This window comes from Leucobacter chromiireducens, assembly GCF_051993095.1.
Lineage (GTDB): Bacteria > Actinomycetota > Actinomycetes > Actinomycetales > Microbacteriaceae > Leucobacter > Leucobacter chromiireducens.
Genome location: NZ_CP197024.1, coordinates 2,136,918 through 2,162,830 on the forward strand (window position 1 = coordinate 2,136,918; position 25,913 = coordinate 2,162,830).

The 25,913-nt window shown below is 68.9% G+C and carries 22 protein-coding genes; 7 read left to right on the top strand and 15 right to left on the bottom strand.

Features of this window, described 5'->3' with window-relative positions:
- Positions 1–170 precede the first annotated feature (170 nt).
- Together ACR81A_RS09540 and ACR81A_RS09545 are read left to right on the top strand one after the other, a co-directional pair.
- Positions 171–3,035 carry a penicillin acylase family protein gene (locus ACR81A_RS09540; protein WP_440311678.1) on the top strand — a complete coding sequence of 955 codons (2,865 nt, stop codon included), beginning with the start codon at positions 171–173 and terminating at the stop codon, positions 3,033–3,035.
- A 126-nt stretch (positions 3,036–3,161) separates the two neighbouring features.
- The gene (locus ACR81A_RS09545; protein ID WP_202381324.1) at positions 3,162–3,386 is read left to right on the top strand and encodes a DUF3107 family protein; all 225 of its coding nucleotides are present in this window, start codon (positions 3,162–3,164) and stop codon (positions 3,384–3,386) included.
- Between the two features lie 108 nt (positions 3,387–3,494).
- Here the strand turns inward: ACR81A_RS09545 and ACR81A_RS09550 are convergent, their stop codons facing one another.
- On the bottom strand, positions 3,495–4,922 hold the full coding sequence (locus tag ACR81A_RS09550) for a bifunctional phosphopantothenoylcysteine decarboxylase/phosphopantothenate synthase (RefSeq protein WP_440311679.1): 1,428 nt from the start codon (positions 4,920–4,922) through the stop codon (positions 3,495–3,497).
- Between the two features lie 64 nt (positions 4,923–4,986).
- Here ACR81A_RS09550 and ACR81A_RS09555 point away from each other — a divergent pair, with 64 nt between their 5' ends.
- The gene (locus ACR81A_RS09555) at positions 4,987–5,745 is read left to right on the top strand and encodes an NRDE family protein (RefSeq protein WP_440311680.1); all 759 of its coding nucleotides are present in this window, start codon (positions 4,987–4,989) and stop codon (positions 5,743–5,745) included.
- Here the strand turns inward: ACR81A_RS09555 and ACR81A_RS09560 are convergent.
- Together ACR81A_RS09560 and ACR81A_RS09565 are read right to left on the bottom strand one after the other, a co-directional pair.
- A complete protein-coding gene (locus tag ACR81A_RS09560; protein ID WP_440311681.1) occupies positions 5,717–6,868 on the bottom strand; it encodes a methyltransferase domain-containing protein in 1,152 nt (383 codons plus the stop codon). The two genes, ACR81A_RS09555 and ACR81A_RS09560, sit on opposite strands and share 29 nt — an antisense overlap.
- An 8-nt stretch (positions 6,869–6,876) precedes the next feature.
- Complete coding sequence (locus ACR81A_RS09565) at positions 6,877–7,596, bottom strand: ferritin-like fold-containing protein (RefSeq protein WP_202381320.1); 720 nt, start codon at positions 7,594–7,596, stop codon at positions 6,877–6,879.
- Positions 7,597–7,850: 254 nt separating this feature from the next.
- On the opposite strand from ACR81A_RS09565, the gene ACR81A_RS09570 reads away from it, so the two are divergent.
- Complete coding sequence (locus ACR81A_RS09570) at positions 7,851–9,347, top strand: DEAD/DEAH box helicase (RefSeq protein ID WP_440313144.1); 1,497 nt, start codon at positions 7,851–7,853, stop codon at positions 9,345–9,347.
- 80 nt (positions 9,348–9,427) lie between these two features.
- Here the strand turns inward: ACR81A_RS09570 and ACR81A_RS09575 are convergent, their stop codons facing one another.
- Both ACR81A_RS09575 and ACR81A_RS09580 read right to left on the bottom strand, forming a co-directional pair.
- Complete coding sequence (locus ACR81A_RS09575) at positions 9,428–10,270, bottom strand: PHP domain-containing protein (RefSeq protein ID WP_202381319.1); 843 nt, start codon at positions 10,268–10,270, stop codon at positions 9,428–9,430.
- Between the two features lie 29 nt (positions 10,271–10,299).
- Positions 10,300–11,052, bottom strand: coding sequence for an SDR family NAD(P)-dependent oxidoreductase (locus ACR81A_RS09580; protein ID WP_440311682.1), 753 nt, complete (start codon positions 11,050–11,052; stop codon positions 10,300–10,302).
- A 122-nt stretch (positions 11,053–11,174) separates the two neighbouring features.
- Here ACR81A_RS09580 and ACR81A_RS09585 point away from each other — a divergent pair, with 122 nt between their 5' ends.
- A complete protein-coding gene (locus ACR81A_RS09585; protein WP_440311683.1) occupies positions 11,175–12,554 on the top strand; it encodes an aminopeptidase P family protein in 1,380 nt (459 codons plus the stop codon).
- Positions 12,555–12,643: 89 nt separating this feature from the next.
- Here the strand turns inward: ACR81A_RS09585 and ACR81A_RS09590 are convergent, their stop codons facing one another.
- Both ACR81A_RS09590 and ACR81A_RS09595 read right to left on the bottom strand, forming a co-directional pair.
- On the bottom strand, positions 12,644–13,048 hold the full coding sequence (locus ACR81A_RS09590) for a YchJ family protein (protein ID WP_440311684.1): 405 nt from the start codon (positions 13,046–13,048) through the stop codon (positions 12,644–12,646).
- Complete coding sequence (locus ACR81A_RS09595; RefSeq protein WP_202381315.1) at positions 13,045–14,715, bottom strand: DUF885 domain-containing protein; 1,671 nt, start codon at positions 14,713–14,715, stop codon at positions 13,045–13,047. Before ACR81A_RS09595 ends, ACR81A_RS09590 begins: the two co-directional genes overlap by 4 nt.
- A 115-nt stretch (positions 14,716–14,830) precedes the next feature.
- Between ACR81A_RS09595 and ACR81A_RS09600 the strand changes: the two genes are divergently transcribed.
- The gene (locus ACR81A_RS09600; protein ID WP_202381314.1) at positions 14,831–15,055 is read left to right on the top strand and encodes a hypothetical protein; all 225 of its coding nucleotides are present in this window, start codon (positions 14,831–14,833) and stop codon (positions 15,053–15,055) included.
- An 88-nt stretch (positions 15,056–15,143) separates the two neighbouring features.
- Here ACR81A_RS09600 and ACR81A_RS09605 read toward each other — a convergent pair whose 3' ends face one another.
- Positions 15,144–16,721 (bottom strand): aminotransferase class I/II-fold pyridoxal phosphate-dependent enzyme, encoded by a 1,578-nt coding sequence (locus ACR81A_RS09605; RefSeq protein ID WP_440311685.1) that lies wholly within the window; start codon positions 16,719–16,721, stop codon positions 15,144–15,146.
- A gap of 124 nt (positions 16,722–16,845) precedes the next feature.
- Here ACR81A_RS09605 and ACR81A_RS09610 point away from each other — a divergent pair, with 124 nt between their 5' ends.
- A complete protein-coding gene (locus tag ACR81A_RS09610; RefSeq protein ID WP_440311686.1) occupies positions 16,846–17,760 on the top strand; it encodes a LysR family transcriptional regulator in 915 nt (304 codons plus the stop codon).
- A 270-nt stretch (positions 17,761–18,030) separates the two neighbouring features.
- Here ACR81A_RS09610 and ACR81A_RS09615 read toward each other — a convergent pair whose 3' ends face one another.
- The 7 genes from ACR81A_RS09615 to ACR81A_RS09645 form a co-directional block, all read right to left on the bottom strand.
- Positions 18,031–19,497 (bottom strand): MDR family MFS transporter, encoded by a 1,467-nt coding sequence (locus tag ACR81A_RS09615; RefSeq protein WP_337248900.1) that lies wholly within the window; start codon positions 19,495–19,497, stop codon positions 18,031–18,033.
- Between the two features lie 125 nt (positions 19,498–19,622).
- Positions 19,623–20,414, bottom strand: a complete 792-nt coding sequence (locus tag ACR81A_RS09620; RefSeq protein WP_202381311.1) for an ATP-binding cassette domain-containing protein — start codon at positions 20,412–20,414, stop codon at positions 19,623–19,625.
- Positions 20,411–21,259 carry an ABC transporter permease subunit gene (locus ACR81A_RS09625; protein WP_202381551.1) on the bottom strand — a complete coding sequence of 283 codons (849 nt, stop codon included), beginning with the start codon at positions 21,257–21,259 and terminating at the stop codon, positions 20,411–20,413. The genes ACR81A_RS09620 and ACR81A_RS09625 overlap by 4 nt, the downstream gene beginning before the upstream one ends.
- Positions 21,260–21,316: 57 nt before the next feature.
- Entirely contained in the window at positions 21,317–22,132 is an 816-nt protein-coding gene (locus ACR81A_RS09630) for an ABC transporter substrate-binding protein (protein WP_202381310.1), read from the bottom strand.
- A gap of 145 nt (positions 22,133–22,277) precedes the next feature.
- The gene (locus tag ACR81A_RS09635) at positions 22,278–23,591 is read right to left on the bottom strand and encodes an amidohydrolase family protein (protein WP_440311687.1); all 1,314 of its coding nucleotides are present in this window, start codon (positions 23,589–23,591) and stop codon (positions 22,278–22,280) included.
- A gap of 9 nt (positions 23,592–23,600) precedes the next feature.
- Complete coding sequence (locus ACR81A_RS09640) at positions 23,601–25,268, bottom strand: adenosylhomocysteinase (protein WP_440311688.1); 1,668 nt, start codon at positions 25,266–25,268, stop codon at positions 23,601–23,603.
- Positions 25,261–25,875: a hypothetical protein gene (locus ACR81A_RS09645; RefSeq protein ID WP_202381308.1), complete on the bottom strand. Its 615-nt coding sequence runs from the start codon at positions 25,873–25,875 to the stop codon at positions 25,261–25,263. Before ACR81A_RS09645 ends, ACR81A_RS09640 begins: the two co-directional genes overlap by 8 nt.
- Positions 25,876–25,913: the final 38 nt, after the last annotated feature.

The window sequence follows — 25,913 nt, forward strand, 5'->3', positions numbered from 1 at the left end:
TGAGCACCACAGACATTCGTGATTCCACGCGAGCCGCACGGATTGGCGGCGCGATATTATCTGCGGTCCGTGCCAGACTCGGTTCTATCCGGAACGCTCGTGCGGTGCCCGAGCAGCTGGCCTGGTGCGCTCGAAGGCGGGTGCGCCACCCCTCACCGTGGAGGACTCCAATGACATTGACCGCGCCAGAGCAGACGCTCGCCCCCGCCCCCGCAGCTGTCGGGGCGCCGCCAGGCCCACCAGGCGGCATGACCGAAGCATCCGGCCGGCGACGTCGCCCCTGGCGCATCGTGCTGTGGCTCGTTGCAGCTCTCGTCGCGCTCGCGCTCGTCGCGGCTGGGCTGGGTGCCTGGACTGTCACACGCTCATTCCCGCAGGCGAACGGCGCACTGGAGGCCCCTGGGCTCGCGGGCACGGTGCAGGTGCAGCGCGACGCGCATGGCATTCCCACCATCACTGCAGACACCTCCGCTGATCTGTTCTTTGCGCAGGGCTTTGTCCACGCACAGGATCGGTTCTGGGAGATGGATTTCCGCCGCCACCTGACGAGCGCTCGGCTCTCCGAACTCTTCGGCGAGTCGCAGCTCGGCACCGACTCGTTCCTCCGCACGCTCGGGTGGCACCGGATCGCCGAGGAGGAGGTCGCGCAGCTCCCGGCGGAGACTCTCGCGTTCTACGAGGCGTACGCTGCTGGGGTCAACGCGTACCTTGCGCAGCGCTCTGGGGCGGAACTCTCGCTCGAGTACGCCGTGCTGGGGCTGCAGAACGCCGAGTACACGCCTGAGCCGTGGACCCCGGCGGATTCGGTCGCGTGGTTCAAGGCCATGGCCTGGGACTTGCGGACGAACATCGAGGAGGAGACGGCACGCGCGCTCCTCGCTCAGGGGCTTGACGGCGAACAACTCGCCACCCTGTACCCCGAGTATCCGTTCGAGGAGCACCCGGTTATCCTCGCGGACGATCCCGCCGGCACCGGAATCGAGGATGCACGCATCCCTGCCCCGACGGGCGGCTTTGCGGCTGCGCGCGTCGAGCGTCCCAGTGATTCCGGTGGTCCCAGTAGTTCCGCTGACCCCAGTAGTTCCGCTGACCCCAGTGACTCCTCGGTCGCGCCGACCGCTCGCCTCGCGGACGCGAGCGCCACGGCCCCCGTCGTTCCAGCATCACTCCCCGCGCTCGCTCGTTTTGAAGAGCAGCGGGCGCAGGTGAGCGCGCTCATCAGCGAGCAGACGGAAGGAATCGGGTCGAACTCCTGGGTCGTGTCTGGCGAGCACACCACCACGGGGCTCCCCCTCCTCGCGAACGACCCGCACCTGAGCGCGGCGCTCCCTTCCGTCTGGACGCAGATGCAGTTGCGCTGCAGCGCGGTCACGCCCGAGTGCCCCTTCGACGTCGCGGGTTTCAGCTTCTCTGGACTTCCCGGCATCGTAATCGGCCACAACGCGGAAATCGCGTGGGGCTTCACCAACCTCACCACCGACGTTGCCGACCTCTACGTTGAGCGCGTCGAGGCCGACGGGTACTGGCAGGATGGGGTGAAGCACCCCTTCACGACGCGCACGGAGACCATCGCGGTTGCCGGTGGGGCGGACGTTGAACTCGAAATCCGCGAAACCGGACATGGCCCCATCGTGTCGGGCTTGGAACCCGATTTCACCGCGATCAGCGAGCAGCCCCGCGTCACGGGCGCTCGGCCCGCACCGGCAGCCTCGAGTGAGTCCAACGGGACCGCAGAGCTGCCGCCCGCCGACGCCGCGGTCGACGCCGCCGCAGAGGACGAGCTGCCACCCGGAGACTTCGCGGTGAGCTTGCGCTGGACCGCGCTCGACGTCTCGACCACCGCGGAGGCAATCTTCACACTCAATCGGGCACGCGACTTTGGTGACTTCCGGCTCGCCGCCGCGCAGTTCGATGTTCCTGCACAGAACCTCATCTATGCAGACCGCGCAGGCAACATCGGGTACCAAGCCCCGGGACGGCTCCCCATCCGCGGCGCGGGCGATGGCTGGCTCCCCCAGCCCGGCTGGGACAGCGCGTTCGACTGGCAGGGCTTCATTCCCTTCGCGGAGCAACCCACCACGTACAACCCGGCTTCCGGGGTCATCGTCACCGCGAACAACGCGATCGTCACCGACGAGTACCGCCACTTCCTCAGCCGCGATTGGGACACGGGGTACCGCGCCGCGCGCATCGCGGAGCTCCTCGACGAGCGGATTGCCGCCGGCCCAGTCTCCGCGCGAGATATGGCCGAGATCCACATGGACAATCAGTTCCCGGCGGCGGCCTCACTCCAGCGCGCCTACGCGGACCTCACAGTCGAGAATGAGGACCTCACGGCGGCCCTCGCGCTCCTCGCAGAGTGGGATGGGCAGAACGACGCGGACTCTTCCGCGGCCGCGTTCGCGAACGTGCTGTGGCGTGAAATCACCGCGCAGCTGACCGATGAGCAGGTGGTCCCCATTCCCCGCGACGATCAGTCCCGTTTCGCTCTCCTGTTCGATCGTCTGCTCGACGATCCAGACTCACCCTGGTGGCAGAGCGCGGAGAACGGCCTTGCCACCACCCAGGCCGAGTTTCTGCAGCTCTGCGCTGAGCGGGCCGTGCACGAGATCACGACGTTGCAGGGCTCCCGTCCAGACCGGTGGAACTGGGGAACGCTGCACGCCCTCCCGCTCACACACGGCACATTCGGCACGAGCGGCATCGCACCGATCGAGTGGCTGTTCAACCGCGGCCCGATCGAGGTTGGCGGTGGCTCGGGCGTCGTCAACGCGACGGGCTGGGACCTCGACGAGGGGTACGCGACGAGCTCCGTTCCTTCCATGCGCATGGTCATCGATCTGAGCGATTGGGATGCCTCGACGTGGCAGAACTTGACGGGCGCAAGTGGTCACGCATTCCATCCGAACTACACGGACCAGTCAGCCGGCTGGGCGCGGGGCGAGCAGTACCCGTGGAATTTCACGCCGGCTGCGGTAGCCGAGCACACAAGTGATGAGTTGACGCTCACCCCCGCGCCGCCCACCCGCGGGTAGCCGGGAACAGGTGCTGCGCTCAGGGCGAACGCAGCCCCCGTTCCCGGTGCTGCGCAGGCTCATCGCCGTAGACTCGAAGCACATGCACACCGTGTGGCCGAAGCGCCACCCGTTAGAGGAGGCCCCGTGGAAGTTCGCATCGGCATCAAGCAGTCACCCCGTGAGCTCGCTTTCGAGACCGACGCCACCGCCGACGAGGTGCGCGGCCTGTTTGAGGCGGCCGCATCGAAGGAGTCCGACTTCGTCACGCTGCAGGACACGAAGGGGCGTCAGTTCCTCGTGAACGCAGACGCAGTGACGTACATCGAGCTGGGCGGCGAGGCTGAGCGTCGCATCGGCTTCGTGAGCTAACGCCACCGCACACGACAGTGCCCCGGGCGGGCGCGGTCCTCCGTTCAGGGGATCGCGGCCGCCCGGGGCACTGTCGCGTGCGGGGCATGCACCGCCCCGCGCTCCGGACTATTCTCGTGCCGCAGCATCGAGCTCGTCGCGCACGGCGTCGAGCAGACGTTCAGCAACCTCACGCTTCGAGCCGGCCACGCTCGACACCACCGTGCCGTCGGCGTCGAGTACACGCAACGCGTTCTCCGCGGACTCAAAGCCCTCGTTCCACCCCACCGCGTTCACCGCGAGCAAGTCGACGCCCTTGCGCGTGAGCTTTCGCCGACCGCGCTCGAGCAGTTCCTCTTCGCTCTCCACAGTCTCCGCGGCAAAGCCGACGATGACCTGGCCGGGACGCCGCGCCTGCACGAGGCCGACCAGCACGTCCGGGTTCTCGACGAGCGAGAGCGTCGGCGCGACCCCCGGAGAGTCCTCCTTGCGGAGCTTGCCGTCGGCAACATCCGCAACCCGGTAGTCAGCCACCGCAGCCGCCATGATCACGGCCTCCGCGCCCGCCGCAGCCGCGTGCGCCGCCTGCTCCAGCTCGGCAGTTGAACCGACCGGCACGATCCGCACGGCGGGTCGGTCTGCGACCTCCGCGAGAACAGCCTCGTCGATGTTTGCTGCGAGCAGCACCACCTTCGCGCCGCGCTCCGCAGCCGCCGCCGCAACTGCGACGCCCTGCCGCCCGCTCGACCGGTTGCCCAGGTAGCGCACCGGGTCAATCGGCTCGCGCGTACCGCCGGCAGTCACGAGCACGCGCACGCCGTCAAAGTCGCCCGGCTCTGCGTGAGTGCCCTCATCATCATCAGCCACGTCGTCGGCAGCTGCGCTCGGGAACACGCTCGTGGGCGCGGCCGCTCCCGGCACGACCACAGGAGCGAGCACGGTCGCGTCGTCCTCCCCCGCGGGGAGCGGCAGGATCGGCGCTTCGGGATCCCGCTCGAGCCCCACGGCCGCCGCGGCATCCGCAGCGACGCCGGCCTCGAGGATCTCCTCGATGCGCGCGAAAATGTCGGCGGGCTCGCTCAGTCGTCCCGGGCCCGTGTCGTCCCCAGTGAGGCGTCCGCTCTCCGGCCCCACAAAGACGACTCCGCGCGAGCGCAGAATCGCCACGTTGTCCTGTGTCGCCGGGTGTTGCCACATCTCCGTGTGCATCGCGGGTGCCACAACCACGGGCGCGCGCGTGGCGAGCAGCGTCGTACCGAGCAGGTCATCAGCGAGGCCCGCGGTCATCCGCGCCAGCGTGTTCGCGGTCGCGGGCGCGACCACGACGAGATCGGCGCGCTGTCCGAGCGCCACGTGACGCACCTCGGGAACGTCGTCGTGCACCGAGGTGGTGACGGGGTGACGGCTGATCGCCTCCCAGGTGGGCTGCCCGACGAAGCGCAGCGCGTCAGCCGTGGGGATGACGTGCACCTCGTGACCGGCCTCGACGAGGAGGCGCGCGAGCGCGACGGCTTTGTAGGCGGCGATCCCGCCGCTGACTCCAAGCACAATGTTCACGCTCCCATCCTCGCACTCACCGCCCAGAATCGGGGTATGAACCCGCCCAGCTACACTCGGGGCCATGTGCACGGTGGTGATCGATGTCCCCGCGAACCCGAACGGCGAGGTTCGGCTGCTCGCGATTCGCGACGAGGATCCAGCGCGAGCGTGGGATCCGCCCGGCCTCTGGTGGCCAGACACGTTCCCTGGGGTGCGTGGTGTGCGCGATCGCCGCGCCGGTGGGGCCTGGCTTGCCGCGGAGCCCGAGTCCGGCCGCCTCGCGGTGCTGCTGAACCGAGCCGCGGAGGTGCCCGAACCCGCGTCCGGGTTCAGTTCACGCGGCGCGCTCCCCCTCGCCGCAGCGCGGGGCGAACTGCCCGCCACTCCACCCACCACCCCGGCATTCACCCTCGTGACGATCGAACCGGGTGGCGCGGAGGTAATCTCCTGGGACGGCAGCGCGCTCCGGCGCGAACCGCTGCTGCCGGGCGTGCACATGGTCGACCACTTCGAGGTCGACGACCCGGGGTCGCCGCGTATCGCACGGTGGCTGCCCGAGTTTCAGCGGGCGGCTGAGGGAGCGAGCCCCGAGTCCTGGCGCGCCCGCTGGCACACGGTGCTCGCACACAGCGCGACGCTCGGCCCGCACGACGATCGGGCGATCATTCGCGACAACACCCCGCACGGCTGCCCCACCCAGTCACTGCTGGTCTGCGACGCCGCGGTCGGCGGCACTGGGACCGCCCCAGAGCTTTCGCTCCGCTGGTCGGCGCTCGCCGAGCCCGGTCGGTGGGCCGAGCCCAAGTGGACGACTACGCTCCCCGCTCCAGCAACACCATGACCTCAAGGTGCCCGGTGTGCGGGAACATGTCGAAGACACGTGCTTCGCGCACACGGAAACTCGGCATCGCCGCAAGGTCCCGCGCCAGGCTCTCCGGGTTGCAGCTCGAGTAGATCACGCTCGGCACCACGGAATCATTCAGCCAGGCAGCGAGCTCCGCGCCAATGCCGCGGCGCGGCGGGTTCACGATGACCAGCTCGGGCAGCGACGCCGCGGGGGCGTCGAGCGCAAACGCGGTGGCATCGGCGGCAACAAAGCGGGCATCGATCCCAGCGTCACGAGCGCTCCGCTCAGCGGAAGCAACGGCGGCCTCGGAGAGTTCCACGCCGAGTACGGCGCGCGCGGCGCCAGTTCCCGCGCGCGGCGCACAGGCGAGCGCAAAGCCGCCGACGCCGCAGTACAGATCCCAAATCGATGCGGGATCGCGGCGCTCCACCCACCTCGACGCCTGACCATAGAGCTCCTGCGCCACCGCGGTGTTGGTCTGGAAAAAGCTCTGCGGCCGTAGGTGCAGCGAGACGTCCCCAAGCTCCATCGTGAGTGAGGAGCCCAGCAGCAACTCCTCGCGCTCGCCCTCGAGCAGTGCGACGTGTTCGGGCAGCAGGTTGACCGAGATCACGTCGGCTTCGGGAATCGCCGCGCGGAGTTCGGACAAGCGCTTGCGAATCCGGGTAAGCCCCTCCTCCGTGCGCACCACGAAACGAAGCATCAGCCGCCCTGCAGGCGCCGCGGTGACGTGCACATATTTCAGCTCGCCGCGACGCTGAGGCACGCTGTACGGCGGCAGCCCGGTCGCGTTCAGAAACTCCGCGAGGCGCGGGATCACCGCGCGGATCACGGGCTCTTGGATGAGGCAGTCGCGCAGGTCGACGCCCTCACCATCCCGCCCGAGGATGCCAAGCGTCACCTTGCCGGCTGAGCCGCCCACAACGAGCTTTGCCTTGTTGCGGAAGTTGCGATCGCCGCCTTCGGCGATCGGGAGCCATGCGGCCGCCGGCACCTCGGGCAAGAGCTCGCGGCAGCGTGCGTCCTTTGCGGCCAGCTGCGCGGCAATTGGAGTTTCGATCAGCGTGCACGAGCGGCAGCGGCCCGCCTCGAAGTACTCACAGCGCGGCGTCGACATGAGCACGATCAGGCGGTGAGGCCGAGGCCGTCCATGCGGCGGATGTGATCGGCGATGAGCTCGGTGAAGACGGGCTCCATTTCGCTCGCGTCGAACTCGCGCCGTTCGCTGAGTGTGAGCACGGCGCGGGCGACGAGCAGGGTGTCACCGACCAGGCGGCGACCCCACAGCGCGAGCCAACTCGACAGCCCCGAATCCGCCTCGAGCGCCGCCTCAAGCAGCGCCTTCAGCTCGGCCCGGCCTGCGTCGTTGCGCAGAATGCGGATCGCCTCCGACTTGTAGCTGTCGCGAAGCCCCTCTGCGAGGCTCGCGAAGAAGTCATCGAAGAGGCCACCGACGAGGTAGAGCGAGAGTACGTGCTGATGCCAGTCGGGCGTGTCAATGCGCTCAACGTACGAGTCGATGACCGGCGAGAACGGAGCCATCACCACGTGCGGTTCGTGTCCGCGATCGCGGATCTCCGCGGTGAGCAGCTGGTGCTTCGAGAGCGTCTGCCCCGCGATCTCCGCGAGCACGTTCTTCGCCTCGAGCGTTGGGGCGCCGGAGACGGCGCGCGTCGCTGCTTCGTAGAGTTCGAGCTGCAAGTAGGCGGTCAGCCCCAGAAAGGGCAGAATGCCGGGCGCGAGCTCGGCGAGCTCGACACGCTCCGTGTCGGCCCCCTCGCCGCGCGAGCGCAGCTTTCGGGCAGGGGCATTTTTCCTGCGCAGCCCACGGATCCACTCGAACACTCTGACAGCTTAGCGCCGCAGCGATCGCCACGCGCGCATGCCCGGCGCGTGCGCGCGAGCGATCCCGGTCGAAACGAACCGCGGCAACGCTCCCCGCCGTACTCCGCGCGCGGGAATAGACTGGTCGTTGTACGTATTCACCGCCGGCGACGCAGGAGCGCCGGCCGCTGCGCTCTTCGGTATCACCGCGCAGCACCGCACCCCCGAAGGACGCACCCGTGACGACTTTTCTCGAACTCGGCATCGACCAAGACATGGTCGACGCGCTGGCAGGCAAGGGCATCATTGATGCCTTCCCGATCCAGGAGCAGACCATCCCGCTCGCGCTGACCGGGCAGGACATCATTGGCCAGGCAAAGACCGGCACCGGCAAGACCTTCGGCTTCGGTCTGCCGCTGCTGCAGCGTGTGGGCGCCTCCCCCGAGCCCGGCGTGCAGGCCCTCATCGTGGTGCCCACGCGTGAGCTCGCCGTCCAGGTGACCGAGGACCTCCAGCTCGCTGCGCAGGGCCGCGATGCAACCGTCGTCTCGATCTACGGTGGCAAGGCATACGAGGGCCAGATCGAGCAGCTCAAGGCGGGCGCTCAGATTGTCGTCGGCACCCCGGGCCGCCTGCTCGACCTCTCGAACCAGCGCATCCTCAACCTCTCGCAGGTACGCGAGATGGTGCTCGACGAGGCCGACAAGATGCTTGACCTCGGCTTCCTCGCCGACATTGAGAAGCTGTTCTCGAAGATTCCCGCGATCCGTCACACCATGCTGTTCTCGGCGACCATGCCGGGCACCATCGTGACGCTGGCGCGCCGCTTCATGTCGAACCCCGTGCACATTCGCGCGACGGATCCCGATGAGGGCGCCGCGCAGGCGAACATCGAGCACATCATCTACCGCGCGCACTCGCTCGACAAGGATGAGGTGATCGGCCGCATTCTGCAGGCCGAGGGCCGCGGGAAGACCGTCATCTTCATGCGCACGAAGCGCGCGGCGGCGAAGCTGCAGGAGGAGCTCGTGGACCGCGGCTTCAACGCGGCCTCGGTGCACGGCGACCTCAACCAGGAGCAGCGCGAGCGCGCCATGGCGGCGTTCAAGAGCGGCAAGAAGGACATCCTCATCGCTACCGACGTCGCTGCCCGCGGCATCGACGTCGACGACGTGACGCACGTGATCAACCACACCGTGCCCGACGAGGAAAAGACCTATCTCCACCGTGTGGGCCGCACGGGCCGTGCAGGCCGATCGGGCATCGCCGTCACGTTTGTCGACTGGGATGATCTCCACAAGTGGGCGCTGATCAACAAGGCGCTCGAGTTCGGCGTGCCGGAGCCGATCGAGACGTACTCGTCGTCGCCGCACCTGTTCAGCGACCTGAACATCCCCGAGGGTTCGAAGGGACGCCTGAAGGCGACCCCTGTGAAGGAGCGGCCGGCCGGCGGTCGTAGCGCTTCGAGCGGGCGCGGCGAGCGTTCCGGTGAGCGTACGAGCGATGGCTCGCGCACGCGCCGTCGCACGCGCGACTCGAACCCGCAGGGCCCCGGCCGTCACGAGAGCCACGGCCACGAGCAGCACGGCCACGACGCGGATGGTGGCGGCGAGCCCGGTGCCCCGCTGCAGGCTGAGGGCGATGCCGCACCGCGTCGTCGCCGTCGCCGCCGGGGTGGTTCCGGCCGCGGTGCCGAGGGGGCGGCAACCGATGGCACGAGCAACGCCACCGAGGGTGGCTCGGCTCCCGCCGGCGAGGCTCCCGCGGCCTAGGCAGACGCCACGCACTCGGGGCCCGGGATCACAGACGTGATCCCGGGCCCCGAGTGTTTTTTCCGCCGCACGCTCGAGGATCAGCGGGGCGTTGCGAGGCCAACGCGCAAGCGCGCCACGACCGCGGCGGGCGTCGTGCGCTCCCCCAGCCTGTTGGGCTTCCCTGCGCCGTGAAAGTCGCTGGCTCCGGTGCGTTCCAGGCCGAGTCGCTCGGCTGCCTCGGTGAGGGGCGGCACCCACTCCGCCCGGTGCTCCGGGTGATCGAGTTCCACGCCCCAGAGCCCGGCTTCGGCGAGCTCTGCGAGCTCGATCGGGTCTGTCGGGCGACGCTGGCGCATCGCGGCGGGGTGCGCCAGAACGGCCCGGCCCCCGGCAGCGCGCACCATGCGGATCGCGTCACGCGTGGCAATCGCGTAGGTGCCGAGATAGTACGGTGAGCCCGGAAACAGTACGCGCTCGAACGCAGTGCTGCGGTCCGCGAAGTAGCCCGCAGCCACGAGCGCATCGGCAATGTGCGGTCGCCCGACCGTGCGCTCGTTCTCGGCACCGACAACGTCCTCCCAGCTGATCCGGTAGTCGCGGGCCACTCGGCGCACCATCTCTCTCGCCCGTTCCAGGCGGGCACTGCGCACGAGCGCGAGAGCCTCGAAGAGTTCGGCTGCTGCGAGATCGATGCCGTAGGCGAGGAGGTGCCGGGACCGCCCGGCGTGCTCGGTAGTGATCTCCATGCCTGGCAGGAAGTCGATGCCGTGCTGCGCCGCCGCCGCCCGCGCCTCATCCCACCCGGAGACGGTGTCGTGGTCGGTGAGCGCGAAGCCGCCGAGCTGCAAACTGGCGGCTTCGCGCGCAATCTCCGCTGGTGTCGTGGTGCCATCCGAGTGCACGGAGTGTGTGTGCAGGTCGTAGCCAGCGGTCCCGGTCATTTCCTCATTCTAGGAGGTCTCGGTCGCCACTACGGCGCGGTGTACCCACCGTCAACGAGGTGGTAGCTGCCCGTGACAAACGAGGCGGCATCACTCGCGAGGAAGACGACAAGCTGTGCGACCTCCTCGGCACGACCCAGTCGTCCCATGGGGTGCTTCGCAATCAGCGCCGCCCGCGCCGCGTCGTCGGCATTCTTGAGGAGCGGAGTATCAATGTAGCCCGGACCTACTGAGTTGACCCGTACGCCCGTCGCCGCGTTCTCCAGCGCCGCAGTCTTCGTGAGGCCAACGACAGCGTGCTTGCTCGCCACGTACGCGGGCGAGTACGCGCTGCCGACGCTGCCCAAGATCGACGCCAGGTTGACGATTGCGCCACCGCCGTTGGCCTGCATTTGCGCGATCTGCGCGCGCGTTCCGCGGAACACCGCGGAGAGATTGATGTCGATGACCCGCTGCCAGTCATCATCGGTGTACGCCGCGGTCGGTGCGACGGCGCCGCCGATTCCCGCATTGTTCACGCCGATGCGAAGCGGCGCGAGCTTCTCCGCGGCGCGGACTGCCGCATCAATCACCTCCGTCGACCCGGCGTCGCCAACTACCGCGACCGCGGTGCCACCCGCGTCCGTGATCTCAGCGACAACCGCGTTCGCGGCGTCCTCTGAGAGATCCTGGACGACAACCTGGGCACCATTCTCGGCGAGCAGCAGCGCAACCGCGCGCCCAATGCCAGAACCTGCACCGGTGACGATCGCCGAACGATCCGCAACATCATACGTAGCCATATTCACGTGCTCCATTCCGTTGGGTGTGGGCGGGATCACCGCCCAATCCAGACGATACTCCGCGGTGCTGAGCGCATGCCAGAGGGGTGCCAGCGTTCAGCCCGGGGTGAGAGGATGGGGGTATGACTGAGAGCGCGCAGACCACTCACGAGGTGGAGATCGACAACAGCAACCGGAGTACTACTCCGCAGACGAGCACATTTGCGGATTACATTTCGCAGCACTGGGCCGAGCGCCCCGAGGAACTGCCGGAGGAGCTGCCCGTCGCCGCGCACGCCGCGACGCGTCGCCGCGTGCTCGGCGCGCTCTTCCCGGGCGAGCGTCTCGTGATTGCGGCCGGCGCGATGAAGCAGCGGTCAAACGACACGTTCTACCCGTTCCGCGCCCACAGCGCGTTCGCGCACCTGACGGGGTGGGGCGCGGAGAGCGAGCCGGGCGCAGTCCTGGTGCTCGATCCCGCAGGCGAGTCGCACGAGGCCACACTGTACTTCCGCGAACGTGCGGGACGCGACAGCGACGAGTTCTTCGCGAACCCCGAGATCGGGGAGTTCTGGATCGGGCCGCGCCCCTCGCTCGGCCAGATCGCTTCGGCGCTGGGCGTCCGCACGGCACACCTCGCAGAGTTCGCAGCCGCCGCGGGCGACCGCACGCTTGAGGATGCCGATCTTGCGCGTGCAGCCTCCGAGCTGCGGCTCGTGAAGGACGCGTACGAGATCGCAGAGATGCAGGCCGCGGTAGACGCAACCGCGCAGGGCTTTACGGAGGTCCTTGCCGCACTGCCGCAGGCGAGCGCGCACCCGCGCGGCGAGCGCATCGTCGAGGGTGTCTTCAATCAGCGCGCACGCCTCGACGGCAACACCGTCGGCTACGAGACGATCGCGGCCTCGGGTCCGCACGCGTGCACCCTGCACTGGATCCGCAACGATGGGCCGGTGCGCGCGGGTGACCTGCTGCTGCTCGACGCCGGCGTCGAGCTCGACAGCCTGTACACGGCGGACATCACCCGTACGGTTCCGGTCTCCGGTACGTTCTCCGAGGTGCAGCGTCGTGTGTACGACGCGGTGCTTGAAGCTGCCGATGCAGCGCGTGCGATTGTGCGCCCCGGCATCCGCTTCGGCGATGTGCACGACGCGGCGATGCAGGTCATCGAGGCGCGCACGCGCGAGTGGGGGCTGCTCCCCGAGGACGACGGCACGGCGTACTACCGCCGCTACATGGTGCACGGCACGAGTCACCACCTTGGCATGGACGTCCACGACTGCGCACAGGCGCGCCGCGAGATGTACATGGACGGCATCCTCGAGCCGGGCATGATCTTCACAATCGAGCCGGGTCTCTACTTCCAGCCGGACGACCTCACCGTGCCCGCGGAGTACCGCGGAATCGGCGTGCGCATCGAAGACGACATCCTCGTGACGGAGGACGGCTGCGTGAACCTTTCGTCGGAGATCCCGCGCACCGCGGACGACGTCGAGGCCTGGATCCGCAGCGCGCAGTCGTAGCCGCCCGGCGGCGTCCCACCTCGCGGTCACCCCTCAGCCGCGGAAATCCGGCTGAGGGGTTGTTGTCGCGGGGTGACGGGCCTGCCCGGTTAGATTTCCTCGCCGTCCGTGTAGCGCCAGCCAGCGCCGGCACGCGTGAACCGGCTTCGCTCCCGCTGCTCGAATCGTCCCTCGACGCCACGGCCAATCGCGGTGAAGGTCACGAAGCCCTCCGCGTCACCGGGGCCACCGCGGCTCGTGTCCGAAATGAAGAGCCGCCGCCACTCAACCGTGTCGTCGAGCTCAAGTTCGTCTGGTCGGGTGGCAGGATCCCAACTCTCGAGCAGGTAGTCGGTGAGGCCCAGCGCAAACGCTGAGAATCGCGAGCGCATCAATCGTTCGGGGCTCGGCGCGGGCGCCCCGGCGTGCAGCGCACCGCAGCACGCTGCGTAGCTCTCGCCGCTCCCGCAGGGGCAGGAATGTTCCCCGGAGGGCCCTGCTGCGGCGGTGCTCACGCGCTGGGCCCGCCGCGCAGCGCGCGCTCGAGCGTGTCGAGCCGCACACCGCCCAGCGCGAGCGCCTCGCGGTGGAAATCGCGCACATCGAAGTCGCGGCCGGCGGTCGACGCGCGCATCGCAGCCTCATCGCGCAGCTGCTCCCAGATGCGCTGACCCACCTTGTAGGAGGGGGCTTGGCCCGCCCAACCGAGGTAGCGGAGCACCTCGAAGCGAACAAAGCTGTCGTTCATGTTGACGTGCTGCGCCATGAAGGCGAACGCGGCGTCGCCATCCCAGGTCCCACCATCGGGGTGCGGCTTGCCGAGGTGCACGCCAATGTCGAGCACCACGCGGGCCGCACGCATGCGCTGACCGTCGAGCATGCCGAGGCGATCCGCCGGATCATCGAGATAGCCCAGCTGCTCCATGAGCCGCTCCGCGTAGAGCGCCCAGCCTTCGGCATGCCCCGAGCTCCCCGCGAGCTGTCGGCGCCACTCGTTGAGCACACCCCGATTCACGACCGCCTGACCGATCTGCAGGTGATGACCGGGAACCCCCTCGTGATAGACCGTGGTGAGCTCGCGCCAGGTGTCGAACTCGGTGACTCCCTCGGGAACCGACCACCACATGCGGCCAGGACGGGAGAAGTCGTCGCTCGGCCCGGTGTAGTAGATCCCGCCCTCCTGCGTCGGTGCGATCATGCACTCGAGCGCACGGATCTCCTCCGGGATGTCGAACTGCGTTGCCCCCAGCTCAGCGACGGCGCGATCGCTCGTCTCTTGCATCCACCGTTGCAGGGCCTCGGTGCCGTGCAACTTGCGGCTCTCGTCGCGCTCGAGTTGCGCAATCGCTTCGGCGACCACACCGGGGTGGCGCGCGCCGCCCGTGATCTCAGCAGCAATACGCTCCTGCTCGTCGACCATGCGCGCGAGCTCCTCGATCCCCCACTCGTAGGTCTCGTCGAGGTCGACTTTCGCCCCGAGGAACGCCTCGGATGCGAGCTCGTAGCGCTCCCGCCCGAACGCGTCTGTGGTTGGCGCGACGGGCGCAAGCTCACGCTCCAGGTAGTCGGCCGTCTCGGCATACGCAGCAGAGGCGGCTGCAGCAGCGGCCTCGAGCTCCTCGCCACGGCCCGCAACCAGTTGCCCGAAAAAGCCGGGAGTCGCGGGCGTGCCGGCGGTGCGGCGCGTCTGCGCAGCAACCTCGGTGACCTGACGGAGGGCCGGGGCGAGCCCCTGCGCCGCTCCGGCGCCGAGGGCCGCGCGGTACCCGGCGAGCGCGGCGGGAATGGCGCGCAGCCGCTCGCCAATGTCGCCCCATTCTGCGTCGCTTGCGGTCGGCATCAGATCGAAGCTGTCGCGGATCTGTTGCAGCGGCGACTCGATGACGTTGAGGTCTCGGAGCGCTTCTCCCGCGGCATGCTGCGCGAGGCCCAGGGTGAGCTCCGAGCTCAGGTCCGCCTGCGTAACCGCGTCGACGGAATCGACGGGCGTCGCCGCCTGGAGCTCGGCGAGCGTGGCTCGCTGCGCATCCGCGAACCTTTCAGCCCCCTCGGGCGAGTAATCAGGCAGTCCGCCGCCCGCGCGGCCGATGTACGTGCCAATCGTCGGATCGTGCGCAACGAGGGTGTCAACCCACACCTCTGCGATGCGATCAATGGGTGTCTGCTCCCGCGAATTCGTCATGTCTCCAGCCTAGGCGCCCCTGGCACGCCGCGGGGCAGATTGCTCGTCCCCGAAAGCAGGGTAGGATGACAGTATTGGCGTTCTGCGCCCACCGACCACCCGCGAGGAGTAACACGTGAAGATCCGCACCCGCATCGCTACCGCCGTGACCGCAGCGCTCGCTTCGGTGTTCGTCGCAGCCCCGGCGTTCGCGTCCGGCGCAGCCGACACCACCGACTCGATGTTCTCGTCGGCCGGCCAGCCCGTCGACGTCGTTGCGATCTCGATCGTTGGCGTGGTGCTGCTCGCGGTCGTGCTCATCGGCTCGACGCTTATCGGCAACCTCTTCGAGAAGAAGTAAGCTTCTCTCACAACAACAAACGGGGCGGGATCCACTTGGATCCCGCCCCGTTTGCGTTCTGGCGCGCAGTGCGCGCCAGAACGACAAGTTACTCCCCGCGCAGCACGCGGAAGCCCGCAACCGCAGAGTCGACCGCACCACGCACGTAGCCGGTCGGTGAGGCGGCAACCGCCTGCAGGAACGCCACCGTGTCCGCGGTGATCTCCTCACCGGGCAGCAGGTTCGGGATGCCGGGCGGGTAGGCCGCGAGCGTATCCGCCGAGATGCGTCCGATCGCGTCGGCCGCCGGAACGACCTCGCTCTCCGAGAAGTATGCGTCCCGCGGACGCACGCGCAGCGGGCCAGCCTCAGGAAGCGAGGGGATCGCAATCGCGTCCGCAGCGGGCAACGTGGCTGCCTCGTCGGCCACAGCCGACAGGGCCGTCATGAAGCGCTCAACATCGATCGTGCGCAGCGCCCCGAGCACCGCCACCACGCTCGTCGCGGTGGACATCTCCAGGTAGACGCCGTGCTCATCAGTCATGCGGCCACGCACCCAGTGCCCGCTCTGCCCGAGGCGGGACACATCGATCGGCACGCGCAACAGGTCGGTCTCAGTGATGTCGGCGTAGGCGTCGAAGCCATCGCTGATCACAGCGAAGCGCTCGTCGGCCCGCAGCCGCTCACGGATCTCCTTCGCGGCGGCGACCGTCGCGCCAATGCGCGCTTCCCCGATCACGAGCGCGCGGCGCGCGGTGTCGAGCGAGGACATGAGGATACCGCTCATCGAAGTTGACGCGGTCATCGAGAACGCGCGTGCAACGAGCGGCTCCAGCCGCTCGGCGTAGGGCCCGTGCCCCAGGTGCAGCATCGCCGACTGCGTGAGCGAGCCCGCAAGCTTGTGCGTGCTCGAGATCACGAGGTCGGCGCCAAGCCGCGCGGGCGACTCCGGCAGCTCCGGATGGAAGCCGAAGTGGGCGCCCCAGGCGCCGTCGACGATGATCGCCGCGTCGTGCGCGTGAGCAACCTCTGCGAGCCCAGCAACGTCTGCCGTCGAGCCGAAGTAGCTCGGCGACACTACGAGGACGCTCGAAACGGGGCGGCCCGCTTCGGCCTCACGACGCAGCGCGTCGTCAAGCATCTGCGGCGTGAGCCCGTGTGCAATCCCGTGGCGCTCGTCTACATTGGGCGATACGAACGACGGGATGAGCCCGGACAGGAGCACGCCGTCCGTGAGGCTCGAGTGCATGCTTCGCTGAATGAGGATCCGCTCCCCCAGCCCGCGGACCGCGATCGCCGCGGTGCGGTTGGCCTGTGACGCACCGTTCGTGAGGAACCAGGTGCGCTTGGCACCCCACGCATCGGCGGCGAGGCGCTGCGCTTCGACGAGCGGCGAGTCATCTCCGAGGTCGATCCCGGAGAGCATGAGGGGCACGTCGAGCTGCGGGACGCGCGGCCCGTAGAGCTCTGCGAGGTGCTGCGCACCCGCCTCGGGGTCGTTGCCGTGGCCGGGCACCATGAAGGAGAGCGGGCTCGAGTCAGCGAAGCGCTGCAGCGCCTCAGCGTAGGGCGCGCGTTCGTGGCCCGCGCCAATGCGGGGAGCGGTTGCGGGGGCGGAGGTTTGTGTGGGCACGGCCGCGCCATCCTGGAGGACGGGGGCAGTGGTGTTCGAGTCGTGGTGCAGCATGGTGCCAGAATGCCCGTTCGCAGCCGCGGCGAGAACCCCGGAAACCCCTCCCGGGCCCCATATACTGTCTTGAACGCGCACGGGAAGGGACCCGGGTGCGGTCCAGAAGGATTGGGGATACTCGATGATCGACCTCCGCCAGCTGCAGGCGCTCAGCGCCGTCGCCGCAGAGGGTTCCGTTGCCCGCGCCGCGACCCGACTGGGGTGGAGCCAACCCACCGTCGACTATCACCTCCGCAATCTCGACCGCCTGGTCGGCGCAGACCTCACCACACGCAGTACGCGCGGTTCGAAGCTCACCACCGCCGGAACACTGATGCTTGAGCGGGGCGAGGAGATTCTCGGGCTCACCGATCGCGCGCTCACGGATGTGCGCGATCTCGCACAGCTCGGCCGGATCCGGCTCCGCTTTGGCACCTTCCCCACGGCCGCAGCCCGCCTCCTCCCGGGAATTGTCAGCCGCGTCAGCGAGCTTGGGATCGAGCTCGACGCGCACCTCGAGGAGCTTGCGCCGCTCGTCACGCGTATCAACCAGCACACCCTCGACGCCGCGCTTGTGTACGCGGCGGGTGGCTACCAGCTGCCCTTCCGCGCTGAGGTGCACACGACGCACCTGTTCACTGACCCGATGTTGCTTGCGCTTCCCGCGTCTCACCCCGCCGCGCACCACGCGGTGTTCGACCGCGCGACGCTGCTCACCCTGGCCGAGGACAGCTGGGTGATGGGGTCCACGCCGGGCGACACGCTTGATGATCTCGTGCGTGAGGTGTTCCTCGCTGAGGGGCACAAGATCGATGTCGCCATCCGCACGGATGACTACTCGGTAGTGCTTGGCCTCATCGCCGCGGGGATGGCGGTGGCGCTCGTCCCCAGCTTGGTGAGCAACCAACCGCCGGAGGGCGTGGTGCTCCGCCCGATCGAGGATCCGCGTTTCGCGCGCGAGCTGCTGCTTGCGGCACCGGCGGGGCCAAGCGGCCCCTCCGCAGCGGTGCGCCAGCTCGCAGAGGCGGTGCGTCGCTCGATCAGCGCACTCGGCTGATCCGCCGCCTACGCTGCGGAGAGCCCCGCGGGGGGTGCGTAGCGCGCGGAGCGCGAGTGCCTGGCTCGCCGCGAAGAGCGCGACATCGAGCGCGATCGCGACAATCGCGAGCACAATGAGCGAGCTCGCCGCCGTCACCGCGGCGAACGCGACGAACAGCCCGAGAACGAAGCAGTACGCGGCGTCGATGCGGAGGCTCCAGGTGCCGAGCGCGCGGCCAGAGATGCGGGTCATGCCCCCAGGTCTGCCACGGCGCCCGGCCTCAGGACACTAGTGCGCGGCGGGCGCACCCTCCGCTTCTTCCGGCTTCGAGATGAAGAACGCGAGCACCACTGGGATGAGCGCGATGCAGGCCGCCGTGAAGAAGGCCGCGTTCGCACCGGGTGCCCCCGCGTCGGCGGTGGGCAGCCCCTCGGCCTCGCCAGCGTGCAGGAAGCCCGAGTAGATCGAGATGAGCACCGCGGTGCCGGCGGCTCCGGCGACCTGCTGCAGCGTGTTGAGGGCGGCTGAACCGTGCGAGTAGAGCGAGCGGTCGAGCGAACCGAGCGACGCTGAGAAGAGCGGCGTGAACGAGCTTGCGAGGCCGACCGACATCGCGATCTGCACGATCATGAGGAACCACATGGGAGTGTGCGTCCCCACGGTCGAGTACACGAACATCGCCGCGGCGATGAGGATCGTGCCCGGGACAAGCAGCGTCCGCGGACCCCGCGCATCGTAGATCCGCCCCATCACGGGCCCGAGCAGCCCCATGATCACGGAGCCCGGGAGCAGCACAAGGCCCGCGGCCGTCGGGTCGAGCCCCGCGACGTTCTGCAGGTACAGCGGCAGCAGCGAGAACGTACCGAACATCGCGAGCGAGATCACCGCCATGATGATCACCGCGACAACAAAGTTGCGCGAGGTGAACACGCGCAGATCGAGCAGGGCATCGTCCTTCTTCTGCAGTGCGAGCTGGCGCCACACAAACAGGCCGAGGAATACGGCTCCGCCCACGATGACCGCCCACGGCGGCAGCACGCCGGACGCGCCGTGGCCGCCCAGCTGGCTCAGCCCGAACACGATGCCACCGAATGCGAATGCCGAGAGCACGATCGACAGCACATCGATCGGCGCATTCGTCGTCTCACCCAGGTTGGTCATCCACTTCGCGCCGAGCGCGAGCGCGACGAGCGCGATGGGGAGGATGATGCCGAACAGCCACCGCCAGCCGAGCGAGTCGAGCACCACTCCGGAGAGGGTGGGGCCGAGCGCCGGGGCGAGGCTGATCACGAGCCCAACACGTCCCATCATGCGGCCGCGCGAGTGCGCAGGCACGACATTCATCACGGTCGTCATGAGCAGCGGCATCATGATGCCAGTACCCGCGGCCTGCACCACGCGGCCTGCAAGCAGCGTCGAGAAGCCTGGCGCGATCAGACAGATCGCCGTGCCCACGATGAAGGTGCTGATGGCCGCGAGGAACACCTGACGGGTGGTGAAGCGCTGCAGCAGGAAGCCGGTGGTCGGAATCACCACGGCCATTGTCAGCATGAAGGCGCTTGTGAGCCACTGGCCCAGCTCGGGCGGGATCCCGAGGCTCGCGTTCAGCGCGGGGATGGCGATCGCCATCGTCGTTTCGTTCAGGATCGCCACAAACGCGGCGACGAGCAGCAGCCAGATGACGCGCATCCCTGCGGGGTCGATGGCGTCAGCTGGCTGCTGCGGCACGCGAATGGAATCGGTGTCGGGGGTCACGAGAGAAAGCTCCTTGGAGGGCGTGAAGACGGACCCGCCCCGGGAGGAGTGTTCGGCCGATTCCTCGGAGGCAGACGTATTAGTCTACCCACAAATTGGCCGGTGTTGGGCTGTGACCTGGAAGATTATGCGTCGAAGGGGTCGCGAAGTCGCGCGAGGAACTCGCGGGTCTCCGCGCGCTGCGGCGCTTCGAAGATCTGCTCGGGCGGGCCCGACTCGATGATCACGCCGTCCTTCAGGTACACGACTCGGTCGGCGACGCGACGCGCAAACGACATCTCGTGCGTGGCCATCACGATCGTCGAGCCGCTCGCCTTCAGCTCGCGCACGAGATCGAGCACTTCGCCGACGAGCTGCGGATCGAGCGCGCTCGTGATCTCATCGAGGAGCAGCAGCTCGGGATCGGTGGCAACCGCGCGGGCGATCGCCACACGCTGCTGCTGGCCACCCGAGAGCCGATCAGGGTACTCGTCCGCCTTGTCGGCCAGGCCGATTCGCGCGAGGAGCGCGCGGCCCGTCGCCTCGGCGTCTGCGCGTGGGGTGCCAAACACCTTGCGCGCGGCGAGCGTCACGTTGTCGAGCACGTTCATGTGCGGAAACAGGTTGTAGTGCTGGAACACGACACCGATGCGTGCGCGCACGGCGTCGGTGTGTGCACGCGGGTCGGTGATGTCCTCGCCGCTCAAGAGGATCTGCCCATCGTCGATCTGCTCGAGCAGGTTCACGGTCTTCAGAAGCGTCGACTTCCCCGAGCCGGAGGCGCCAATCAGCACCACGACCTCATGCTGGGCGACGGTGAGGTCGATCCCGCGCAGCACGGGGTGGTCCCCGAAACGCTTGTGCACGCCGCGCACCTCAAGCACGGGTGTGGGTGCGGTGGTGTCCGCCGGGGCAGGCCCGGGGTCTTGCGCGGTCACACCGCACCTCCGATCTGCTCGCGCTTCTGAGCGCGGGCGGTGACCCAATCGGTGAGCCGCACGAACGGCCACGACATGAGCACGAACAGGATGCCAGCGACGACGTAGGGGGTGAAGTTGTAAGCCGTCGCAACCTCGATCTGCGCGGCGCGAATCGCATCGACGGCGCCGAGCACCGAAATGAGACCGACGTCCTTCTGCATTGAGACGAAGTCGTTCATGAGCGCGGGCGTCACCTTGCGCACGGCCTGCGGCATCACCACGAGGCGCAGGGTTTTGCTGTGGCTGAGCCCCAGCGAGCGAGCCGCGAGCCGCTGCGACGGGTGCACCGCGTCGATGCCGGCGCGCAGCACCTCCGCAACGTACGCGGAATAGCAGAGGATCAGCGCGATGGCGCCCCAGAACTGCGCCGGCATGCGCCCGGTGAGCCCGAGGCCCGGGATCCCGAAGCCGACGAGGTAGAGCACCAGCAGTACGGGAATGCCTCGGAAGAGGTCGGTGTACGCAGCCGCAAACAGCCGGAGGGGTGTAAACACCGCGCCCTTCAGCGTGCGCGCGATGGCGAGCAGCGTGCCGAAGATCGCCACACCGATCACCGCGACGACGAGCACCTGAATGTTGAGCCAGAGCCCTTCGAGCACGCGCGGCAGCGAGGCGATCGCGACGGCGGGATCGAAGAAGGTCTCGCGTACGCGGTCCCAGCCGGGGCTGTTGACGATGACGATCGCGATGACGCCGGCGAACACGAGCGTGCTTGCGAGGCTCACCAGGATGGAGCGCTGCTTGCGCGAGCGGCGGAACGCGCGGCGTTCCAGCTCAATCGCGCTCACGGCGAAGCCGCCGATGTCGGTGGATCCGACGCCGGCGGCCTGCGAAGCTGGGGTGGGGTGACTCACGCGGGGTTACTTCAGAACCGGGGCGCCCTGGTCGGCAACCCACTTCGCGATGAGTTCGTCGAGCGTGCCGTTCTCGCGGAGCGTGTCAACGGCCTTCGTCACGTCGGCGGTGAGCTTCGAGTCCTTCGGCAGCACGATCGCGAACTCGTCGCCGCCCTCGGTGGAGTCGAGCTGTCCGACGATCACACCGTCGTCGAGCTGCGCGTCGCGCACATAGAAGGCGCCCGGCAGGTCAGTGACGAGGGCATCGATGGTGCCGTTCTTGAGCGCAGCAACCGTGTCATCCACGTTGTTGAAGACCTGCAGCTTCTGGGTGGGGGCGATGATCTCTTCAGCAACGAGGAGCGACGTGGTACCCGAGGCGACGCCGATCACCGAGTCCTTGAGGTCCGCGAGGCTCGTTGCCTTCGCGGCGTCCGTGCCGCCGGCAGCCACAACGGCCTGCGTGGTCACGAAGTACGGCGAGGAGAAGTCAACAGCCTTCTTGCGCTCGTCGTTCACCGAGAACTGCTGCAGGTTGAGGTCGAAGTCCTTCGGGCCCGGCGCGATCGCGGCGTCGAAGCTGGTGCGCACCCACTCGACGTCCGTCTTCTTGTAGCCGAGCTCGTCGGCAACCGCGTATGCCACGGCAGCCTCGAAGCCCTCGCCGCTCGCGGGGTCGTTGTTCAGCACCCACGGCGCGTACGCGGGCTCACCGGTCGCGATCGTGAGCTTGTTGGGCGTGACCGTTGCCGAGTCAGTGCCACCCGCGCAGCTCGTGAGCGCGAGGAGTGCGGCGGCGCCAACAGCGACGGCTGCGGCGAGGCGGGACGTGCGAGACATGGAGAACTCCTAGAGAGGTGCGGAGGACGTGCGGGCGCACGAAACCGGTCCGCGCGTATGCCCCCAGTCTACGAGATGTCAGACCACCTCGCGCGCGGGGCGTCACGCACCGTCATACGCGGAGCCCGCGCGGTGGCGACCCTGTTTAGACGCCGGGCGCCCGGAAGCGCTCAACACCATCGACGATGGTGCGCCGGGCACGGCCCGCCCCGTCCTCCACCAGCTCAGCGAGCGCCACGTCGGGGTCGGTTGTTCCGACCGCAAAGAATGCCAGGTCGGCAACCGCCCCGACGCCCAGCTGTCCGAGCCGCCCCTTCCCCACGTGCAGGCCGAGCGCCGCGGCGCCCCCAAGGGTCGCAGCCCCAAACAAGCGCTGGTGCAGATCATCGCCGCGGTAGCCCTGCGCACGCGCCACCTTGTAGAGCGTCGCCACGTCGGCGAGCAGATCCAGTGACGGCGATGAGGAGAGCGAGTCGGTGCCCACGGCAATCTGATTGCCCTCGCGGAGGTACGCCGCCACCGGGGGCATGTCGAGGCCGATCACCTCGTTCGACCGCGGACACAGGGCCACGCTCGTGCCGCGGGCGCGCAGCAGCGCACGGTCTTCCGCACTCACGTACACGCCGTGCGCAATGTGGCAGTCTGGCCCGAGCACGCCCAGGTGGTCGACGAACTGCGTGGACGACACCCCGATGCCGTGGGAACGCAGGGCGCGGAAACTGTCGGCCTCAAGCTCCGGCCACTCGCCGTGACCACCGGGGCCCGCGTAGCCGTCAATCCCGTCGAACTCGCGCTCCATGTGCGCCTCAGCGAGGTGAATGTGGAGGCGCAGCCCCTCCTCGCGCACGATGTCCGGCAGTTCAAGGAGCGGCTGCACCTCAAGCGAGTACGGGGCATGCGGCGAAACGCCTGCCCCGGGCGGGGTGGGGATACGGCGCAACTGCTCACGCACCTCTTCGCGCGCGGCCTCGTCCCAGTCCTCGTTGCTCTTGCCGTAGACCTCCCAGTACGCGATGCCGTGCATGCCCGCATCGTGCAGCGCGCTCAACGCCTCGCGGTCGGTGACGACGTCGGCGGCGGCGGTGACCCCGGCGGCGAGGCTGAGCTTCGCACCCGCTGCGGCGGCGGCACCCCAGTCGTGTCCGCCGCGGTCGTACACCACATCGAACGCGTCACCCCAGTCATCGAAGCCGGTGTAGTTGCGGGCAGCCACCTCGGCCATGTGCGTGTACTGCAGGTGGGTGTGCGCGTTCACGAGCCCCGGCGCGATCACACCATCCCATCGCTCTTCGGTGTATGCGGCCCCGCGGGCAGCGAGCGCCTCGCGCACCCAGCGCCGGTCACCGACGTGCAGAATCCGATCCCCCTGCACGGCCACCGCACCGTCGGTGATCCGAGGGCTCGTCACCGGGAACACGAGAGGGGAGCTATATACAACGATTGCGGGATCAGTACTCACCCCAAAAGTCTAGCCGCGGGGTGCGTCGGCCCGGCTGCGATACCGGTGAACGCGCCAGGGCTGCGCCGCACCGCCCGCGCGGTCCGAGCGGACCGGGCGCGCCGGCGCACCGCCGCGAGCATTGAGCGCGGCGCGCGCCACGCGTTCCTCCTCGGCGACCGAAAGCGCGTGGACCCCCCGCGGCAACGGCGTCTCGAGCAGCCGCAGCAGCGCGGCAAGCTGCGTGGCAAACGACAGGTCCATCACCTCGATGGGATTGCCCTCCGCCGCAGAGTAGTTCACTCCCCCACCCTCGGCGAGCACGAGTGGGCCCGCGTCTGCACCGGGTGCGAGCCACTCAGCAACCCGGGCGCCACGTGAGCGGTGCGTCCACCCGGTTTCGGCGAGCGTGTCGAGCGCAAGCTCATCGTCAATCCCCCCGGCGACTGCGACGATCGTGCCGGGGCGCAGCAGCGCGAAGCCCGCGGCGTCAAGCGTGTGCCACACGCCGGTCGCGCTCACGACCACATCCGCCTCGGGCAGGGCACGCTCGCTTGGCTGCGCGTCGAAGCCGTCGTGCAGCGCCGCGAGCGCGCGAACGGGATCTGGCTCGACGACGGTGATCCGCGCGCCGAGTGCCGCAGCGAAGCGTGCCACGCCCTGACCCACTGGGCCGTAGCCGAGCACCGCCCAGCGGGTGCCACTGAGCCCCGCGTAGTGCGGGTCGGCAGCATCCCAGACATCTGCGAGCGCGAACACGCAGGACTGCCCCGTGCCGATGAGGTTGTCAAAGCCGGTCTTCGTGCGCGCATCGTTCACGGCGATGACCGGTATCTGGAGTTCGCCGTCAGCCGCCATCTCATGCAGCGGCCGCACGCCGCTCGTCGTCTCCTCGGCAGCTGCGCGCAGTGTGACGAGCGCCTCGGGCTGCTCCGTGTGGGCCAGGCGGATCAAGTGCGAGCCGTCGTCGATGAGCAGTTCGGGGCGCCAGGCGAGCACCGCCGCGGCGTGCCGTGCGTCGTATTCCCGCACGGTCCGCGCGGAATCCTCGTCAACTGCGGCGAGCGCGGTGGTGGGCGCGAACACTGCAACGCGCCCCGTCGCCGCGAGCGCCGCAGCGACCTCCGGGTCGGTCTCGCTGACCGCGCTGAATACAGCGACCTCGCACCCGGCGTCCGCAAGCGCGAGCGTGAATGCGGCGGTTTTCGGCTCGAGCACCAGGCTCACCGCGATGCGCGGGGCGTGATCCCCGGTCGCCTCGGCGAGCGTCTGGGCGAGCTGCGCGGTTGCCGGCATGCCCTGGGCGGCCCACGCGATCCTCGCCTCGGCTGAGGCAGCGCGCGGCGATGCGAGGGAACCGTCGAGCCCCACGCGCACCGGGGGCAGAGCGCCCGCCTGCGATTGCGCAGCCGCCCGAGTATCTGCGCCCGCAGGCCTCGCGTCGATGCCTGCCGTGTCCGCAAACGCGAACTCGACGGCGGGGTGGGCCGCAGGGGCGGTACGCACGCCCATGCGCTGCAGCGCGGTGTGCAACAGGTCTCGCTGCGTGGGATCGCTGAGCTCTACGCTCGCCACGCCGCCCGCGAGCATTCGGTTTCCCGCTCGCGCCGCCGCGCGCAGCGCGCGTTCAACGGCGAGCTGCGGCGTTCCCGCGATCCCGCTCGAGAGGGCCTCGGTGCCAGTGTTCGACTCAGTCACGGTCCGTGGTGTCCTTCTCGTTGGTGTCCGGGGACTTCGACGTTGATTTCGCTGCACGCTCGTCCGCAAGCTGCTTGGCGCGCTCTGCACACGCGGCGTCGGGGTCGTCGGGGAGTTCGAGCGCGGCGCGCGCGGCAGCGGCGGCCGCACCGCTCTCGCCCGCACCATCCCAGGCGTAGTCGAGCACAGCCGCAGCGTCGAGTTCCGCGAGTTCACGCGCCTGCGCGCGGTCGCTCAGCAGCGTGGCGCGCACCGCCTCAACCTCGTCGCTTGCCGCACGCGGCCATACGGAACGCTCGGGGTCCAGGCGCTTCGCGCCCTCGCCGCTCGCCTGTGCGACTTCAGTGAGCGCTTCAGCGAGCGGGGCGACGTCGCGGTCGCCGAGCGTCACGGCGATGCGGAAGCGTTCGAGTGCGGCGTCGGCCCGATCCCACGCCTCGTTCACCGGGCACACTGCGTCGAGGTAGGCCGTTCCTGCTTCGCTCGCCGAGAGCACCTCGGGTTCTGGCTCGGGCGCGCCCGAGCAGCCGCTCAGCGCCACCGCCGCCAGAAGCACGAGAGCAGCACTCGACACACTTCCCCCGGCCAGGCGCGACTTCTTTCCCATGGCCTCAGAATATCTCGTGCGTTCTCCCCACCCCGAAG

Bases quoted from the DNA above. Each gene is read 5' to 3' on its own strand.
- ACR81A_RS09645 (WP_202381308.1), bottom strand. From the start codon at position 25,875: ATGGGAAAGAAGTCGCGCCTGGCCGGGGGAAGTGTGTCGAGTGCTGCT.
- ACR81A_RS09605 (WP_440311685.1), bottom strand. From the start codon at position 16,721: ATGCTGCACCACGACTCGAACACCACTGCCCCCGTCCTCCAGGATGGC.
- ACR81A_RS09570 (WP_440313144.1), top strand. From the start codon at position 7,851: ATGGTCGACGCGCTGGCAGGCAAGGGCATCATTGATGCCTTCCCGATC.
- ACR81A_RS09560 (WP_440311681.1), bottom strand. From the start codon at position 6,868: ATGTCGACGCCGCGCTGTGAGTACTTCGAGGCGGGCCGCTGCCGCTCG.
- ACR81A_RS09595 (WP_202381315.1), bottom strand. From the start codon at position 14,715: ATGACGAATTCGCGGGAGCAGACACCCATTGATCGCATCGCAGAGGTG.
- ACR81A_RS09555 (WP_440311680.1), top strand. From the start codon at position 4,987: ATGTGCACGGTGGTGATCGATGTCCCCGCGAACCCGAACGGCGAGGTT.
- ACR81A_RS09585 (WP_440311683.1), top strand. From the start codon at position 11,175: ATGACTGAGAGCGCGCAGACCACTCACGAGGTGGAGATCGACAACAGC.
- ACR81A_RS09540 (WP_440311678.1), top strand. From the start codon at position 171: ATGACATTGACCGCGCCAGAGCAGACGCTCGCCCCCGCCCCCGCAGCT.
- ACR81A_RS09610 (WP_440311686.1), top strand. From the start codon at position 16,846: ATGATCGACCTCCGCCAGCTGCAGGCGCTCAGCGCCGTCGCCGCAGAG.
- ACR81A_RS09580 (WP_440311682.1), bottom strand. From the start codon at position 11,052: ATGGCTACGTATGATGTTGCGGATCGTTCGGCGATCGTCACCGGTGCA.
- ACR81A_RS09630 (WP_202381310.1), bottom strand. From the start codon at position 22,132: ATGTCTCGCACGTCCCGCCTCGCCGCAGCCGTCGCTGTTGGCGCCGCC.
- ACR81A_RS09575 (WP_202381319.1), bottom strand. From the start codon at position 10,270: ATGACCGGGACCGCTGGCTACGACCTGCACACACACTCCGTGCACTCG.